The 14,109-nt window shown below is 62.0% G+C and carries 12 protein-coding genes, 1 tRNA gene and 1 pseudogene; 13 read left to right on the top strand and 1 reads right to left on the bottom strand.

Annotated elements, in window-relative coordinates:
• Nucleotides 1–9: 9 nt before the first annotated feature.
• From exeD to exeN, 11 genes and pseudogenes are all read left to right on the top strand, one after another.
• Nucleotides 10–2,049, top strand: coding sequence for a GspD family T2SS secretin variant ExeD (gene exeD, locus I6L34_RS16875; RefSeq protein WP_216955033.1), 2,040 nt, complete (start codon nt 10–12; stop codon nt 2,047–2,049).
• Nucleotides 2,049–3,554: a GspE family T2SS ATPase variant ExeE gene (gene exeE / locus I6L34_RS16870; protein WP_058057784.1), complete on the top strand. Its 1,506-nt coding sequence runs from the start codon at nt 2,049–2,051 to the stop codon at nt 3,552–3,554. The genes exeD and exeE overlap by 1 nt, the downstream gene beginning before the upstream one ends.
• Before the next feature lies 1 nt (nt 3,555).
• Nucleotides 3,556–4,776 (top strand): GspF family T2SS innner membrane protein variant ExeF, encoded by a 1,221-nt coding sequence (exeF, locus tag I6L34_RS16865; RefSeq protein WP_005338296.1) that lies wholly within the window; start codon nt 3,556–3,558, stop codon nt 4,774–4,776.
• A gap of 97 nt (nt 4,777–4,873) precedes the next feature.
• Nucleotides 4,874–5,305, top strand: a complete 432-nt coding sequence (gene exeG / locus I6L34_RS16860) for a GspG family T2SS major pseudopilin variant ExeG (RefSeq protein ID WP_005338297.1) — start codon at nt 4,874–4,876, stop codon at nt 5,303–5,305.
• A gap of 38 nt (nt 5,306–5,343) precedes the next feature.
• Nucleotides 5,344–5,916 carry a GspH family T2SS minor pseudopilin variant ExeH gene (gene exeH, locus I6L34_RS16855; protein ID WP_182939152.1) on the top strand — a complete coding sequence of 191 codons (573 nt, stop codon included), beginning with the start codon at nt 5,344–5,346 and terminating at the stop codon, nt 5,914–5,916.
• Nucleotides 5,917–5,998: 82 nt separating this feature from the next.
• Nucleotides 5,999–6,358, top strand: coding sequence for a GspI family T2SS minor pseudopilin variant ExeI (gene exeI, locus I6L34_RS16850; RefSeq protein WP_005338301.1), 360 nt, complete (start codon nt 5,999–6,001; stop codon nt 6,356–6,358).
• Nucleotides 6,355–7,002: pseudogene (gspJ, locus tag I6L34_RS16845) on the top strand (type II secretion system minor pseudopilin GspJ); the annotation flags it as partial. The gene exeI and the pseudogene gspJ, both read left to right, overlap by 4 nt.
• A 109-nt stretch (nt 7,003–7,111) precedes the next feature.
• Nucleotides 7,112–8,113 (top strand): GspK family T2SS minor pseudopilin variant ExeK, encoded by a 1,002-nt coding sequence (exeK, locus tag I6L34_RS16840; RefSeq protein WP_005359007.1) that lies wholly within the window; start codon nt 7,112–7,114, stop codon nt 8,111–8,113.
• 122 nt (nt 8,114–8,235) lie between these two features.
• Complete coding sequence (gene exeL / locus I6L34_RS16835) at nt 8,236–9,420, top strand: GspL family type II secretion system protein ExeL (RefSeq protein ID WP_216955031.1); 1,185 nt, start codon at nt 8,236–8,238, stop codon at nt 9,418–9,420.
• Nucleotides 9,417–9,908 (top strand): GspM family type II secretion system protein ExeM, encoded by a 492-nt coding sequence (gene exeM / locus I6L34_RS16830; protein WP_216955030.1) that lies wholly within the window; start codon nt 9,417–9,419, stop codon nt 9,906–9,908. Before exeL ends, exeM begins: the two co-directional genes overlap by 4 nt.
• Entirely contained in the window at nt 9,905–10,672 is a 768-nt protein-coding gene (gene exeN / locus I6L34_RS16825; RefSeq protein ID WP_216955029.1) for a GspN family type II secretion system protein ExeN, read from the top strand. Before exeM ends, exeN begins: the two co-directional genes overlap by 4 nt.
• A 137-nt stretch (nt 10,673–10,809) precedes the next feature.
• On the opposite strand, the gene I6L34_RS16820 is transcribed toward exeN, so the two are convergent.
• Nucleotides 10,810–10,897, bottom strand: a tRNA-Ser gene (locus tag I6L34_RS16820).
• Between the two features lie 208 nt (nt 10,898–11,105).
• On the opposite strand from I6L34_RS16820, the gene I6L34_RS16815 reads away from it, so the two are divergent.
• Together I6L34_RS16815 and yccS are read left to right on the top strand one after the other, a co-directional pair.
• The gene (locus tag I6L34_RS16815; RefSeq protein ID WP_216955028.1) at nt 11,106–11,762 is read left to right on the top strand and encodes a Bax inhibitor-1/YccA family protein; all 657 of its coding nucleotides are present in this window, start codon (nt 11,106–11,108) and stop codon (nt 11,760–11,762) included.
• 164 nt (nt 11,763–11,926) lie between these two features.
• Nucleotides 11,927–14,092: a YccS family putative transporter gene (yccS, locus tag I6L34_RS16810; protein WP_216955027.1), complete on the top strand. Its 2,166-nt coding sequence runs from the start codon at nt 11,927–11,929 to the stop codon at nt 14,090–14,092.
• Nucleotides 14,093–14,109: the final 17 nt, after the last annotated feature.

The following is a 14,109-nucleotide window of genomic DNA, read 5'->3' as shown; positions in this document are numbered from 1 at the left end:
GTACCAATAATGACCACTAAAGGGAAAAGCTGGCGTCTGGCCACTATCGCAGCGGCACTGATGATGGCGGGCTCAGCCTGGGCCACCGAATACTCTGCCAGTTTCAAGAACGCCGACATTGAAGAGTTCATCAATACGGTGGGCAAGAACCTCAATAAAACCATCATCATAGAGCCATCGGTACGCGGCAAGATCAACGTGCGCAGCTACGACCTGCTCAATGAGGAGCAGTACTACCAGTTCTTCCTGAGCGTGCTCGACGTCTACGGCTTTGCCGTGGTGCCGATGGACAACGGGGTGCTCAAGGTGCTGCGCTCGCGGGATGCCAAGACCTCCGCCATTCCGGTGGTGGATGGCAGCAACCCGGGGGTGGGCGACGAGATGGTGACTAGAGTAGTACCGGTGCGCAACGTCTCGGTCCGTGAACTGGCGCCGTTGCTGCGCCAGCTCAACGACAACGCCGGTGGTGGCAACGTGGTGCACTACGAGCCCTCCAACGTGCTGCTGATCACCGGCCGTGCCGCCGTGGTCAACCGCCTGGTGGAAGTGGTCAACCGGGTCGACCGCGCAGGCGATCAGGATGTGGACATCATCAAGCTCAAGTTTGCCTCGGCGGGGGAAATGGTGCGGCTGGTGACCAACCTCAACAAGGATGGCAACCCCCAGGGCGGCACCGCCTCCCTGCTGCTATCCCCCAAGGTGGTGGCCGACGAGCGTACCAACTCTGTGGTGGTGAGTGGTGAGCCCAAAGCGCGTGCCCGCATCATCCAGATGGTGCGCCAACTCGACCGCGACCTGCAAAGCCAGGGCAACACCCGGGTCTTCTACCTCAAATATGGCAAGGCCAAAGACATGGTCGAGGTGCTCAAAGGGGTCAGCTCCAGCATCGAGGCCGACAAGAAGGGCGGCGGCGCAACCACAGGTGGCGCCAGCATCGGCGGTGGCAAGCTGGCCATTTCAGCCGACGAGACCACCAATGCGCTGGTCATCACCGCCCAGCCGGACGTGATGTCCGAACTGGAGCAGGTGGTGGCCAAGCTCGATATCCGCCGCGCCCAGGTGCTGGTGGAGGCGATCATCGTCGAGATGCAGGATGGCGATGGCCTCACCCTTGGCGTCCAGTGGGGCAATGCCAACGGCGGTGGCACCCAGTTCACCAACTCAGGTCTGCCCATCGGCGGTGCCATTGCGGCGGGCAAGGATTACCAGAATGGCAAGACCGACACCGCTGCCGGTCTGCTGAAAGAGTTCAACGGCATGGCCGCCGGTTTCTATCACGGCGACTGGGCCATGCTGGCCACGGCGCTGGCCTCCAATACCAAGAACGATATTCTCTCCACCCCGAGTATCGTCACCATGGATAACAAGGAGGCCTCCTTCAACGTCGGTCAGGAGGTCCCGGTCCAGAGCGGTTCGCAAAGCTCCACCACCAGCGATCAGGTGTTCAACACCATCGAGCGCAAGACGGTGGGCACCAAGCTGGTGGTGACCCCGCAGATCAACGAAGGGGATTCGGTGCTGCTCAATATCGAGCAGGAGGTCTCCAGTGTCGCCCAGACCCAGGCGACCGGTACTGCCAACCTTGGCCCCACCTTCGACACCCGTACCGTCAAGAACGCGGTGCTGGTCAAAAGTGGCGAAACCGTGGTGCTGGGCGGTTTGATGGACGAACAGACCAAGGAGCAGGTCTCCAAGGTGCCCTTGCTTGGCGATATCCCAGTGCTGGGCTATCTGTTCCGCTCCACCTCCAACACCACCTCCAAGCGCAACCTGATGGTCTTTATCCGGCCAACCATCTTGCGTGATGCGGACGTCTATACCGGTGTCTCCAGCAACAAATACAGCCTGTTCCGCGCCGAGCAGCTCAATGCCGCCTCGCAGGAGGGGTATCTCACCTCCCCCGCCCGTCAGGTATTGCCTGCCTATGGCCAGGATGTGATGGTGTCGCCCGAGCTGCAAAAAGAGATCCAGAAGCAGATCAACGAGATGCGGAGCAGACAGCAAAGCACTGTCGAGACCACCACCCCGTTTGTGCAGAGTAAGCCCTGATGAGTGCCTACCATCTGGATGGAAGCGTCGGGCCTGCGCCACTGCCCGAGCTCCCCTTTGTCTTTGCCCGCAACTTCGGGGTGATCCTGATTGAGCGGGAGGGCGCCCCCGTGCTGCAGTGCCGCCCCGGCGTCACCCCGCAGGCCCTGCTGGAGGTGCGGCGGGTAGCGGGTTGCAGCTTCGCGGTGGAGCAGCTCGACAACGAGGCCTTCGAAGAGCTGCTGATGGCCCACTACCAACGCGACTCCTCCGAGGCGCGCCAGCTGATGGAAGATCTCGGCAACGAGATGGACTTCTTCGCCCTGGCCGAAGAGCTGCCGCAAAGCGAAGATCTGCTGGATGCCGATGACGACGCCCCCATCATTCGCCTCATCAACGCCATGCTGAGCGAGGCGATCAAGGAGGAGGCCTCCGATATCCATATCGAGACCTTCGAGCGGGCACTGGTGATCCGTTTTCGCATCGATGGGGTACTGCGGGAGATCCTGCGCCCCCATCGCAAGCTAGCCTCACTGCTGGTCTCGCGGATCAAGGTGATGTCGCGGATGGATATCGCCGAGAAGCGGGTGCCGCAGGATGGCCGTATCTCGTTGCGTATCGGCGGCCGCGCCGTCGACGTACGGGTCTCCACCATGCCGTCCAGCTACGGCGAGCGGGTGGTACTGCGTCTGCTCGACAAGAACAACGTGCGCCTCGAGCTCAAGCAGTTGGGGATGACCGCGGCCAACCGCACCATCATCAGCGAGCTTATTCGCAAGCCCCACGGCATTATTCTGGTTACCGGCCCGACCGGTTCCGGTAAATCCACCACCCTCTATGCGGCGCTGTCTGAAATCAACTCGCGGGATCGCAACATCCTGACGGTGGAAGACCCCATCGAATATGACCTCGAAGGGGTGGGCCAGACCCAGGTCAACACCAAGGTGGACATGACCTTCGCCCGCGGCCTGCGCGCCATTCTGCGCCAGGATCCGGATGTGGTGATGGTGGGGGAAATTCGTGACCTCGAGACCGCCCAGATTGCGGTGCAGGCGTCGCTGACCGGTCACCTGGTGATGTCGACCCTGCACACCAACACCGCCATCGGCGCCATCACCCGGATGCGGGACATGGGTATCGAGCCCTTCCTGCTCTCCTCGTCGCTCTTGGCGGTGCTGGCCCAGCGGCTGGTGCGCACCCTCTGCCCCGATTGTCGCGCCCCGCGCCCCATCACCGAGCAGGAGCGCCTCGCCATGGGCATCGAGCTGGCTCCCGATCAGCAGGTGTGGCGCCCGGTCGGGTGCGAGCTGTGCAACCACACCGGCTACCGTGGCCGGACCGGCATTCACGAGCTGGTGGTGATCGACGAAGCAGTGCGTGAAGCCATTCACAGTGCCAGCGGCGAGCTCGCCATCGAGCGACTGATCCGCGGCCACACCCCCAGCATCCGCCGTGACGGCATCGACAAGGTGCTCAAGGGGCAGACCAGCCTCGAAGAGGTGCTGCGCGTGACCCGGGAAGATTGAGATGGCGGCATTCGAATACAAGGCCCTCGACAACAAGGGGCGCAGCAAGAGCGGCGTAATGGAGGGCGACTCGGCCCGTCAGGTGCGCCAGCTGCTGCGCGAACAGGGGCTCACTCCCCTCGAGGTGAACGAGACCACCGAGAAGGCGAAACGGGAAGCGACCCGCTTCGCCCTGTTTCGGCGTGGTGCCAGCACTGCCGAGCTGGCCCTGATCACTCGCCAGCTGGCGACCCTGGTGGGGGCCGGTCTCACCATCGAAGAGGCGCTCAAGGCGGTGGCCGAGCAGTGCGAAAAGGCCCACTTGCGCTCTCTGGTGGCAACCGTGCGCAGCAAGGTAGTGGAAGGTTATTCGCTGGCCGACTCGCTGGGGGCTTTTCCCCATGTGTTCGACCAGCTGTTTCGCTCCATGGTGGCGGCCGGTGAAAAATCGGGCCATCTGGAGAAGGTGCTCAACCGCCTCGCCGACTACACCGAGCAGCGCCAGCATATGCGCACCAAGCTGCTGCAGGCGATGATCTACCCTATCGTGCTCACCTGTGTCGCCATCGGGGTTATCTCGATCCTGCTCACCGCCGTGGTGCCCAAGGTGGTGGCCCAGTTTGAACACATGGGTCAGCAACTGCCGGGCACCACCCGTTTTCTCATCGGCACCAGCGAACTGATGCAGGCCTACGGCCTCTGGTTCCTGCTGCTGATATTCCTTGGCAGCTTTGTCTGGCGCTGGTGGCTCACCGATGAAAAGCGTCGCCGACGCTGGCATCAGGTGCTGCTCGGCCTGCCGGTGATTGGCCGGGTCAGCCGCGGTCTCAACACAGCCCGCTTCGCCCGCACGTTAAGCATCCTCAACGCCAGTGCGGTGCCGCTGCTGGAAGGAATGAAAATCTCCGGCGAAGTGCTCTCCAACGACTTTGCCAGAATGCGCATTCTCGAGGCCGCCGAACGGGTGCGCGAGGGGACCAGTCTGCGTAAATCGCTGACCGAGACCAAGATTTTCCCGCCCATGATGCTGCACATGATCGCCTCCGGCGAGCAGAGCGGCGAACTCGACAGCATGCTGGAGCGGGCGGCAGACAACCAGGATCGGGAGTTTGAATCCCAGGTCAATATCGCCCTCGGGGTGTTCGAACCCATGCTGGTGGTCTCCATGGCCGGGGTGGTGCTGTTTATCGTGATGTCGATCCTGCAGCCGATCCTCGAGCTCAACAATATGGTGAATATGTAAGTTTTCGGTGTTCGGTGGCGCCGCTGGCGGCCCGTCGAACCCACCCAGTGATCACTCTCTGATGGGCTATCCCATCTCATTCGTTACGGAGCAACTCATGAACAAACGTCGTCAATCCGGTTTTACCCTGCTGGAAGTCATGGTGGTCATCGTGATCCTCGGCATTCTGGCCAGTCTGGTGGTGCCCAACCTGATGGGCAACAAGGAGAAAGCTGACCAGCAGAAAGCGGTCTCCGATATCGTGGCGCTGGAAAACGCCCTCGACATGTACAAGCTGGACAACAACCGCTACCCGACCACAGAACAGGGGCTGGATGCACTGGTGACCAAGCCTTCTATCGATCCGGCGCCGCGCAGCTACCGCGATGGCGGCTACATCAAGCGCCTGCCGCAAGATCCCTGGGGCAACCCGTACCAGCTGCTGAGCCCGGGCCAGTTCGGCAAGATCGACATCTTCTCCATGGGTCTGGATGGTGAAGCCGGTACCGATGACGACATCGGCAACTGGAACCTGAAGGATTTCCAATAAGTGATATGTCGCCACCGCACTCCTTGTGAGCTGACTGCATGAAGCGCTCTCTCTCCTTTCATCGCCAATCCGGCTTTACTCTGCTGGAAGTGTTGCTGGTCGCTATGCTGATGGGACTAGTGGCCACCGCCGTCACTCTCAGCATGGGAGGCGCCAGAGGGGATCGGGAGCTGGACAAGCAGGCGCGTCGCCTGATGGCGACGCTGCAGCTGGCGCAGGAGTATGCGGTGATGGATGGTCGGCTGGTAGGCATTCGCATCGAGGATAACGGCTGGCAGTTTATGCAGCGTCAGGCCAAAGATCGCAAGTGGCTGGCCCTGACTGGCGACAAGCAGCTGGGGCCGGTGCAACTGGCCGAGAACATGACGCTGGCGCTGGAGCTGGAAGGCTTTGGCTGGCAGCCGGACTCCGACGAGAAAACCGAACAGAAGCGCGACGAGAAGGAGCGCACGCCACAGTTGCTCATCTTCCCAGGCGGCGAGCTGAGCCCGTTCGTGCTCACCTTCACCCAGCAGGATGAGGATGCCCGCTACACCCGCATCGTCAAGGGGGACGAGTTCGGCCGCCTCACCCTGCTCACCGGCGATGAAGATGAAGAGGTGAGCGAATGAACGCCCGCGGCATGACGTTGTTTGAGAAAGGTGTGATGGTGGCGCTACTTCTGTGTCAACCACACCCTCAACAGGTGGCACGATGAACGCGCGTGGCATGACCTTACTCGAAGTGATGGTGGCGCTGGCAGTCTTTGCCATCGCGGGTCTCGCGGTAATGAAAACCGCCAGCGAACACCTCTCGGCCCTCAACTATCTGGAGCAGAAGACACTCGCCACCTGGGTGGTAGAGAACCAGCTGGTGCAACAGAAGCTCGAGAACAAGTGGCCAGGTGACAGCTGGGTGGAAGGGGATGAGCAGATGGCGGGCAGCACCTGGTACTGGCGCTATCGCGGCGTCGCCACCGCCGACAACAACTTCCGGGCGCTCGATATGGAAGTGCGTACCGAGGCCAAGGCCGAGAACCCGGTCGCCATGATGCGGACCTATATCAGCCGATGACCCAGCTATCCGCCCGCACGCCTCGCCCCGTCCGTCACGCCGGTTTTACCCTGCTCGAAATGCTGGTGGCGATCGCCATCTTCGCCACTCTCAGCATGGGTGCCTATCAGGTGCTGCAAGGGGTGCTCACCAGCGACGAGGTAGCCAAGCGCAAGGAGGCCCGCCTCAACGAACTGCAACTCGCCTTCACCCTGCTGGAGCGAGATATCACCCAGATGGTGCCGCGCAGCGGTCGCATCGAGGGGGAAAACAACAAGGTGCTGCTGGCGGCCTCCCGCTTCGGCCAGCAGAGCGATGACTGGGGCATGGCCTTTATGCGCAGCGGCTGGCTCAACCCGGACGGCATGCTACCCCGCTCCCATCTACAGCGGGTCGGCTGGCGCCTCAAGGATCAGAAACTGGAGCGCCTGAGCTACCTCTATCCAGATCCGGTGATCGGCACCGAGCCGCGCATCCAGCCGGTGCTGGCGGGAGTCACGGCGTTTCGCCTCTACTTCTTCGACAAAGGCAACTGGAAAGAGGAGTGGAGCCAGCGCAGCGTGCTGCCCCACGGGCTGGCAGTGGAGCTGGATCTGGAAGATTACGGCACCATTCGCCGTCAATTCCTGATTGGCGCCGGCGGCCAGCGCGCCGAAGAGAACAGCCAGAGCAGCAACCCCGACCAAGGTGGCAACAACAACAACAACAACAACAACGGGAACAACGGCAATACCAATGGCGGTAATGGTGACAGCCAGAACGGAGGGGGCGCCAATGCGGGCTAATCTCGCCGCTCCCGGTCGCCAGCGCGGCATGGCGCTGCTGGTGGTGCTGCTGATCCTCTCGGTGATGGTGATCATCGCCAGCAATATGAGCGGCCGCCTGCAGCTTGAGCTGCGCCGTACCGCCAACATCACCACCGGCAAACAGGCGTGGTGGTATGCCCTCTCGGCAGAAGCGCTGGTGAGCAAGGTGCTGACGCAGGATTTCAAGGACAATCCCGAGGTGGTCAACCTCAGCCAGAACTGGGCCCGCAAGAACACTGTATTTCCGGTGGACGATGGCCAGCTCAAGGGCGAGGTGACCGACCTGCAATCCTGCTTCAACCTCAACAGCCTGAGCGTGGCCTCCAAGGCGGGGAGCGGCGAGGAGCTGGCTCAGCAGCCCTATCCGGTGCAGGTGTTTCGCGAACTGCTCAAGCAGCTGGCGATGGATGATTACGAGGCGGCCCAGCTCACCGATGCCATCCGTGACTGGACCGACAAGGATACGGTGCTGGTCTCCAGCCTTGGTGCAGAGGACGCCTATTACGAGGGGCTCAAGCCACCCTACCTGACCGCCAATCAGTGGATGCTGGGCAAGGATGAGCTGCGGGCGGTGCGCGGGGTGACGGCCAGGGTCTATGCCAAACTGGCCCCCTATGTCTGCACCCTGCCCAACGACAAGTTGAAGATCAATATCAATACCCTTGCCCCCCAGCGCCCCGAGCTGCTGGTCGCCCTCTATCTGGGCACTATCGGGCTGGATGACGCCAAGCGGGTGCTGAACGAGCGGCCACAGAAGGGGTGGAAAGAGAGCAAGCTGATGACGGACATGCTCGCTCCGGTCGATGCGGTGAAAGGGCTGAAAGAGGCGCTGGTGGTCAAGAGCGACTTCTTCGAAGCCCGAGTCGTGGCCGAGGTCGGCGACAACCGGGCCTGGCTCGAAACCCTGTTCCAGCGGGGCAAGGACAATAAACTGGTGATGCTGCGCCGCCTCAGTAGTGGCGCCGAATAAACAGCGCACCTGCAGGCCATCGCCCGCGGGTACGAGAGATGTTGGATGCAGCCTGCGGGCTGCGCACCGGTTGCCAGGGCGCACAACGCCCTTTGCAAACCGGTATCGCAGGAGAGAGATGCGTGAGCGAAAGTCTGGTCATCCGACTGGGGACCAATAAACAACAACCCGTGGCCTGGCTGGTCTGGTCCGGTCAGGAGCAGGAGATCATCGCCTCCGGCACCCTGCCCTCGGCCGATGCCCTGGGCGAGCTGCAGGAGCGGGCCGGTGGCCGCCCCGTGGTCACCCTGGTGCCGGGCAGCGATCTGATCTTCCGGCGCGTCACCCTGCCGGGTCGCTACAACCGCCAGTCGGCAGCGGCCCTCCCCTACCTGCTGGAGGAGCAGATCGCCTCCGACGTGGACGAGCTCCATCTGGTGGTGCTGGCTCATGAAGGTCAACAGGTCGACCTGATGGCGGTGGATCGGCAGAAGATGGCCGAGTGGCTCGACTGGCTCGATGCCGCTGGCCTCAAGAGCCTGCAACTGCTGCCCGATGTGCTGGCGCTGCCACAGGCCGCTGATGGCTGGTCTGCGCTGCAACTCGGCAGCGAGTGGCTGGTGCGCCAGGGCCCCTGTCAGGGGATCGTCGCCGACGAGCCGCTGCTGGCTATCTTGCTGGCAACCGAAGCGGAGCCGGTCACCATCCACAGCCACACACCGGTGCCCGCCATTGCCACCGCCAACTGGCAGGCGGCGGAGCCCGAACTCCCCATGCTGCTGCTGGCCAAGGGGGCCCTCACCTGCCGGGCCAACCTGCTGACCGGCCCTTACCGGCCGCAGACCGAATATGCCCGCTACTGGTTGCAGTGGCGCAAGGTAGCCATCACCGCCGGTCTGTTGCTGCTGGTGGCCCTCGGCCAGCGCGGCGTGCAACTCTATCAGCTCACCGAGCAGGACAAGACGCTGAAAGCGGAGATCCGCGCCGTCTATACCCGCATCTTCCCGGGTGAAAGCCGCATCGTGAACGTGCGCAGCCAGATGAACCAGCATCTGCAACAGATGGGACAAGCCCCGCAAAACGGCGTGCTGCTGATGCTCACCGAGCTGGCCCCCACCTTTGCCGAAGTACCCGGTCTGAAACCACAGGTGATGCGCTTTGATGCCAGTCGCCGCGAGCTGAGGCTGCAGGTGACCGCTCCCGGCTTTGCCGAGATCGAGCGGTTCCGCGAGCTGGCTGGCAAGCAATTCGAGGTACAGCAAGGCGAGGTGCGCAGCACCGAGGGCAAGGTAGAGGGCGCACTGGTGCTCAAGGGTAAATCATCATGATGGAAAAATTGCAGGGCTGGTGGCACGGCATCACCGCACGGGAACAGCGGCTGGTGGCCGCAGGTGGCATTTTGCTGCTGGTCGGTCTCTTCTACTGGAGCGTCTGGCAGCCCATCGCCAACCGCATCGCGGAGCGGGAGCGGCAGGTGCAAAACCAGCAGCAGACCCTCGCCTGGCTCAAGGAGAAGGGTGAAGAGGTGCTGGCCATGCAGGGTGGCTCGGGTCGCCAGATCGATACCAGCGGCACCCTGGAAGGCGTGGTCAACCGCACCGCCTTCAACCACAAGATCAAGATTGCCCGGCTGCAACCCCAGGCGCAGGAGCTGCAAGTGTGGATCGACACTGTCCAGTTCGATGACTTGCTGCTCTGGCTCTCCACGCTGGTGGAGCAGCACGGCATTCAGGTTCAAATCATCGAGATCGCCCGCGAGGATCTGGCCCCGGGTCTGGTCAAGGTCAGACGTTTGCAGTTGAGTCGTCCACAATGAAAAAACGCATCCTGATTGCCAGCCTGTTTCTGGCCGCCTATCTGCTCTTCCTGCTGGCCACCCCGCCCGCGGCACTGGTGGCTCGCCATCTGCCGCTGCCTGCCAACGTCGCCAGTCTGCTGAAACTGGAAGGGGTGAGCGGCACCCTCTGGAGTGGCCAGATTGCCCGACTGCAATATGCCAGCGAATCGGTGAACCAGCTGCGCTGGGATCTCAACGGCTGGTCGCTGCTGCGCTTCGCCCCCGAAGTGGCCATACGCTTTGGCGACCGCAACGGCCTCAATGGTCAGGGTGTTGTCGGCTGGAATGGCGCCGCCTTCGGCCGCGACCTGACCCTCAACGCCCCCGCCCCCTGGTTGCTGAGCCGGGTGCCGATGCGCCTGCCGATCCCGATCTCCGTCACCGGCCAGCTACAGCTCAAGGTGGAGCAATTTGCCCAGGGCAACCCCTGGTGTGACAACCTCTACGGCAACCTCGACTGGTACAACGCCAGCGCCGATACCCCGGCGGGCAAGCTGGAGCTGGCCGATCCCGAGGTGAAACTCACCTGCCTCGACTCCAGACTGGTGGCCGAGCTCAAGCAGGGCTCGGATGCGGTGCAGACCATGGGTCGCCTCGAGCTGCAACCCAATGGCCAATACCTGTTCCAGGGCACCCTGAAGCCGGGCCCGGCACTGCCACCACAGATGCAACAAGGGCTCCCCTTCCTCGGCCAGCCCGATAGTCAGGGCCGCTTCCCCCTGCGCTATCAGGGGCGGATCTAGCCATCATTCAAGGTGAAAATGGCTCAGGGACAACCCGAGCCATTTTTATCGTCCATGTGACGTGTCCGTTGAAATGCCAGATACGGCAGATACAAAAAAGCCCAAGCGGGTGACCGCTTGGGCTTTCTCTTTGAATATGGCGGAGGAGGTGGGATTTGAACCCACGGATGGTCGCCCATCGCCGGTTTTCAAGACCGGTGCATTCAGCCGCTCTGCCACCCCTCCGAACGGCGTGCATACTACGCTAAGCCCTTGTTCATATGCAATACATATTTCCTGTGGGATAGTGTGCGGGAGCAAAATGGCAGGTGGCTTGAAATTGTTCCTCGTCATCCCTATTTGTTCTACATACAATGCGTAAACATGCAGTAACAAACAGCGATCACGAGGCGGCTGCTCGCCGTCTCACCCGGACATCAAGAGGACACCCAAGATGGATACCCGTTCTATCTACACTGGCACCCAAAGTGCCGTACGCGATACCAACAAGGTGCTGCGTAATACCTATATGCTGCTCTCCCTCACCCTCGGCTTCTCTGCCGTTGTGGCGGGCATCGCGACCGTAATGAACATGCCGCCGTTGCACTGGGCCATCTTCCTCATCGGCGTATACGGTCTGATGTTCCTGACCGAGAAGAACCGCAACAACAGCATGGGCCTGGTATTCACCTTCGCCCTGACCGGTCTGCTGGGTTATAGCCTGGGCCCCATCATCAACATGTACATGAACAATGGTGGTGGCGAGATCGTGATGACCGCCCTTGGCGGCACCGCGCTAACCTTCTTCGGTCTGTCGGCCTATGCCCTGACTACCAAGCGTGACCTCTCTTTCATCGGCGGCATGCTGTTCGTCGGTTTCTGGGTTCTGCTGGTGGCCATGATTGCCAACATCTTCCTGCAGATGAGCGCCCTGAGCCTGGCACTGTCCGCCATGTTCATGCTCTTCTCCTCCGGGGCCATCCTGCTGACCACCCAGCAGATTGTGCGCGGCGGCGAGACCAACTACATCTCCGCCACCGTCACCCTGTATGTCTCCATCTACAACATTTTCCTGAGCCTGCTGAGCCTGCTTGGCGGCAACCGCAACTAATCAAAAACCCCGCTTCGGCGGGGTTTTTATTGGCTCCTGTTTCTGTCAGGATAAGTTGCAAATCAAGGATATGATGCGAAGCGGCCCTGATCCAAATCAGGGCCGCTTCTCGCTTGGCGGGGTAACATCCTGCCCTCGTTTCGTTCAAGGGTTGTTCCTGTTTCATGCCGATGGATCTCTCTGGCCTGCTGCGCCGACTGCTGACCGATAGTCACATCTACTTCGCCCTCAAGGTGCTGCTGGCCATTCTCGGTCTGCTCGCCTTCACCCTGGCCACCGGCAATATCCAGCTCACCGTGCTGCTCTCCCTCGGGGTAGTGGCGGGCGCCATCGCCGAAACCGACGACAGCCTGTGGGGGCGGCTTAAAAACCTCGCCATGACGCTCATCTGCTTCATGTTCGCATCCCTCTGTGTGCAGTATCTCTACCCCACCCCCTGGCTGTTTGCCATTGGGCTCGCCAGCTCCACCTTTATCTTCGTGATGGTGGGGGCGCTCGGTGCCCGCTATGCCACCATCAGCTTCGGCTCGCTGCTGATCGCCATCTACACCATGCTGGGGGCCGCCAAGGCGCCGGATCTCTTCTACCAGCCGCTCGCCCTCGGCGCTGGCGCCCTCTGGTACGGACTGGTCTCGTTTATCTGGCTCTGGCTGCTGCCCTACAAGACCCTGCACGAGCAGCTGGCCCAGAGCTACTTCGCCCTTGGTCGCTACCTGCTGGAAAAATCCCGCTTCTTCCCGGCAGACGAGCACGGCGCCCAGGCCATTCGCCACAATCTGGCCCAGCTCAACATCAATCTGGTGAGCGCGCTGACCCTCACCAAGTCGGCCCTCAACGCCCGCCTGAGCCGCCGCCATCCTGCGAGCCCCGAGCTTGCCAGCCTGCTGCGCCTCTACCTGCTGGCGCTGGAAATTCACGAGCGCGCCACCTCCAGCCACTACCCCTACAGCCGGCTGGAAGCTGAGCTCAAGCAGGGCATCGTACTGGAAGGATTTCAGGAGGTGTTCCTGCAGCTCTCAGAGGCGTGCCAGCGGCTCGGTTACGCTATTCTGGTGCACAAGCCCTACGCCCATAACAAGCGCATTCACTGGACGCTGGAGGCCCTCGGCGATCAGCTGGAGTTCACCAATCTCAAGCAGCACTACCCGAAAACCCTGCTGACGCCGATGAAGTTCCTGCGCCGCAATCTGGCCAGCATCAACCAGCTGCTCGGCAGCGCCGAAGTGCTGCAAAACCCCGAGCAGCCGGAGCAGGAGCTGCCCGCATTGGCCAAGCCACCCCGCCTGCCGCTGCTGACCCAGCTCAAGCAGCACCTCACCTTGCACTCCATGGTGTTTCGCCACGCGCTGCGTTTGTCGCTTGGTCTGGTGATCGGCTACGGCATACTGCAAGCCTTTGATCTGGAAAAGGGCTACTGGATTTTGCTGACCGTGCTGTTTGTCTGCCAGCCCAGCTACAGCGCCACCCGCCGCCGACTGGTGCAGCGGATGCTCGGCACCTTCGCCGGCATACTGGTGGGTATTCCGGTGCTCTGGCTCTTCCCCGAGCTGCACGTCCAGCTGGTGGTGATGGGGCTCGCCGCCTTCCTGTTTTTCACCCAGGTGCGCAACAACTACAGTGCCGCGGTCTGCTTTATCACCCTCTACGTGCTGATGGCGTTCAACCTGCTCGATGGCATCGGCTTTGCCATTCTGGGGCCACGGCTGCTCGATACCCTGCTCGGCTGCCTGATCTCCTACGGGCTGGTGGCCTGGCTCTGGCCGGACTGGCAGTACAAGCGGCTGCCAACGCTTATCGCCAATTCACTCTCGGCCAACGCCAGCTACCTCTCGGCGGTGCTGGCGAGCCTCAAGCAGCAGCGCGACGAGTCCATCGACTATCGGGTGGCGCGCAAGAGCGCCCATCTGGCGGACAGCGAACTGGCTACCGCCTGGCAGAGCATGCTGGTGGAGCCGCAAAAGCGCCGCCGCTTCCTCGATCTCTGCTTTACCCTCACCTGGCGCAACCACGCCCTGCTCTCCTACATCTCGGCGCTGGGGGCTCATCGCGACAAACTGGAGGCCATCAGCGGGCTGGATGAGGTGCGCCACCACATCTGCCACACCCTGGAGCAGGCCGCCGGTCATCTGGCGGGCAACCCCTCCAGCTCCATCGGTGGTCAGAGCCCCCTTCTTTGCACGGACAGCAGCCCGGACAGCAGCGAGGAGCAGCTGATGCTGACCCAGCAGCTCAACCTGATCAGCGAGCTGGCGGATCAGCTGCTGCATCTGGCCAACGAGAGCCGGTTGCTCACCGGGGATCAAGGCGCTACCATGCCCGCCCAATCCTGATAGCCCCATTAGCGAGG

The organism is Aeromonas sp. FDAARGOS 1404, assembly GCF_019047085.1.
Lineage (GTDB): Bacteria > Pseudomonadota > Gammaproteobacteria > Enterobacterales > Aeromonadaceae > Aeromonas > Aeromonas veronii.
The sequence above is the reverse complement of the archived record's forward strand: the minus strand, read 5'-3'. Positions and strand labels throughout refer to the sequence as shown.

Excerpts from the sequence above, each read along its gene's own strand:
- exeD (WP_216955033.1), top strand. The coding sequence starts at position 10 with ATGACCACTAAAGGGAAAAGCTGGCGTCTGGCCACTATCGCAGCGGCA.
- exeE (WP_058057784.1), top strand. The coding sequence starts at position 2,049 with ATGAGTGCCTACCATCTGGATGGAAGCGTCGGGCCTGCGCCACTGCCC.
- exeF (WP_005338296.1), top strand. The coding sequence starts at position 3,556 with ATGGCGGCATTCGAATACAAGGCCCTCGACAACAAGGGGCGCAGCAAG.
- exeG (WP_005338297.1), top strand. The coding sequence starts at position 4,874 with ATGAACAAACGTCGTCAATCCGGTTTTACCCTGCTGGAAGTCATGGTG.
- exeH (WP_182939152.1), top strand. The coding sequence starts at position 5,344 with ATGAAGCGCTCTCTCTCCTTTCATCGCCAATCCGGCTTTACTCTGCTG.
- exeI (WP_005338301.1), top strand. The coding sequence starts at position 5,999 with ATGAACGCGCGTGGCATGACCTTACTCGAAGTGATGGTGGCGCTGGCA.
- exeK (WP_005359007.1), top strand. The coding sequence starts at position 7,112 with ATGCGGGCTAATCTCGCCGCTCCCGGTCGCCAGCGCGGCATGGCGCTG.
- exeM (WP_216955030.1), top strand. The coding sequence starts at position 9,417 with ATGATGGAAAAATTGCAGGGCTGGTGGCACGGCATCACCGCACGGGAA.
- exeN (WP_216955029.1), top strand. The coding sequence starts at position 9,905 with ATGAAAAAACGCATCCTGATTGCCAGCCTGTTTCTGGCCGCCTATCTG.
- I6L34_RS16815 (WP_216955028.1), top strand. The coding sequence starts at position 11,106 with ATGGATACCCGTTCTATCTACACTGGCACCCAAAGTGCCGTACGCGAT.
- yccS (WP_216955027.1), top strand. The coding sequence starts at position 11,927 with ATGCCGATGGATCTCTCTGGCCTGCTGCGCCGACTGCTGACCGATAGT.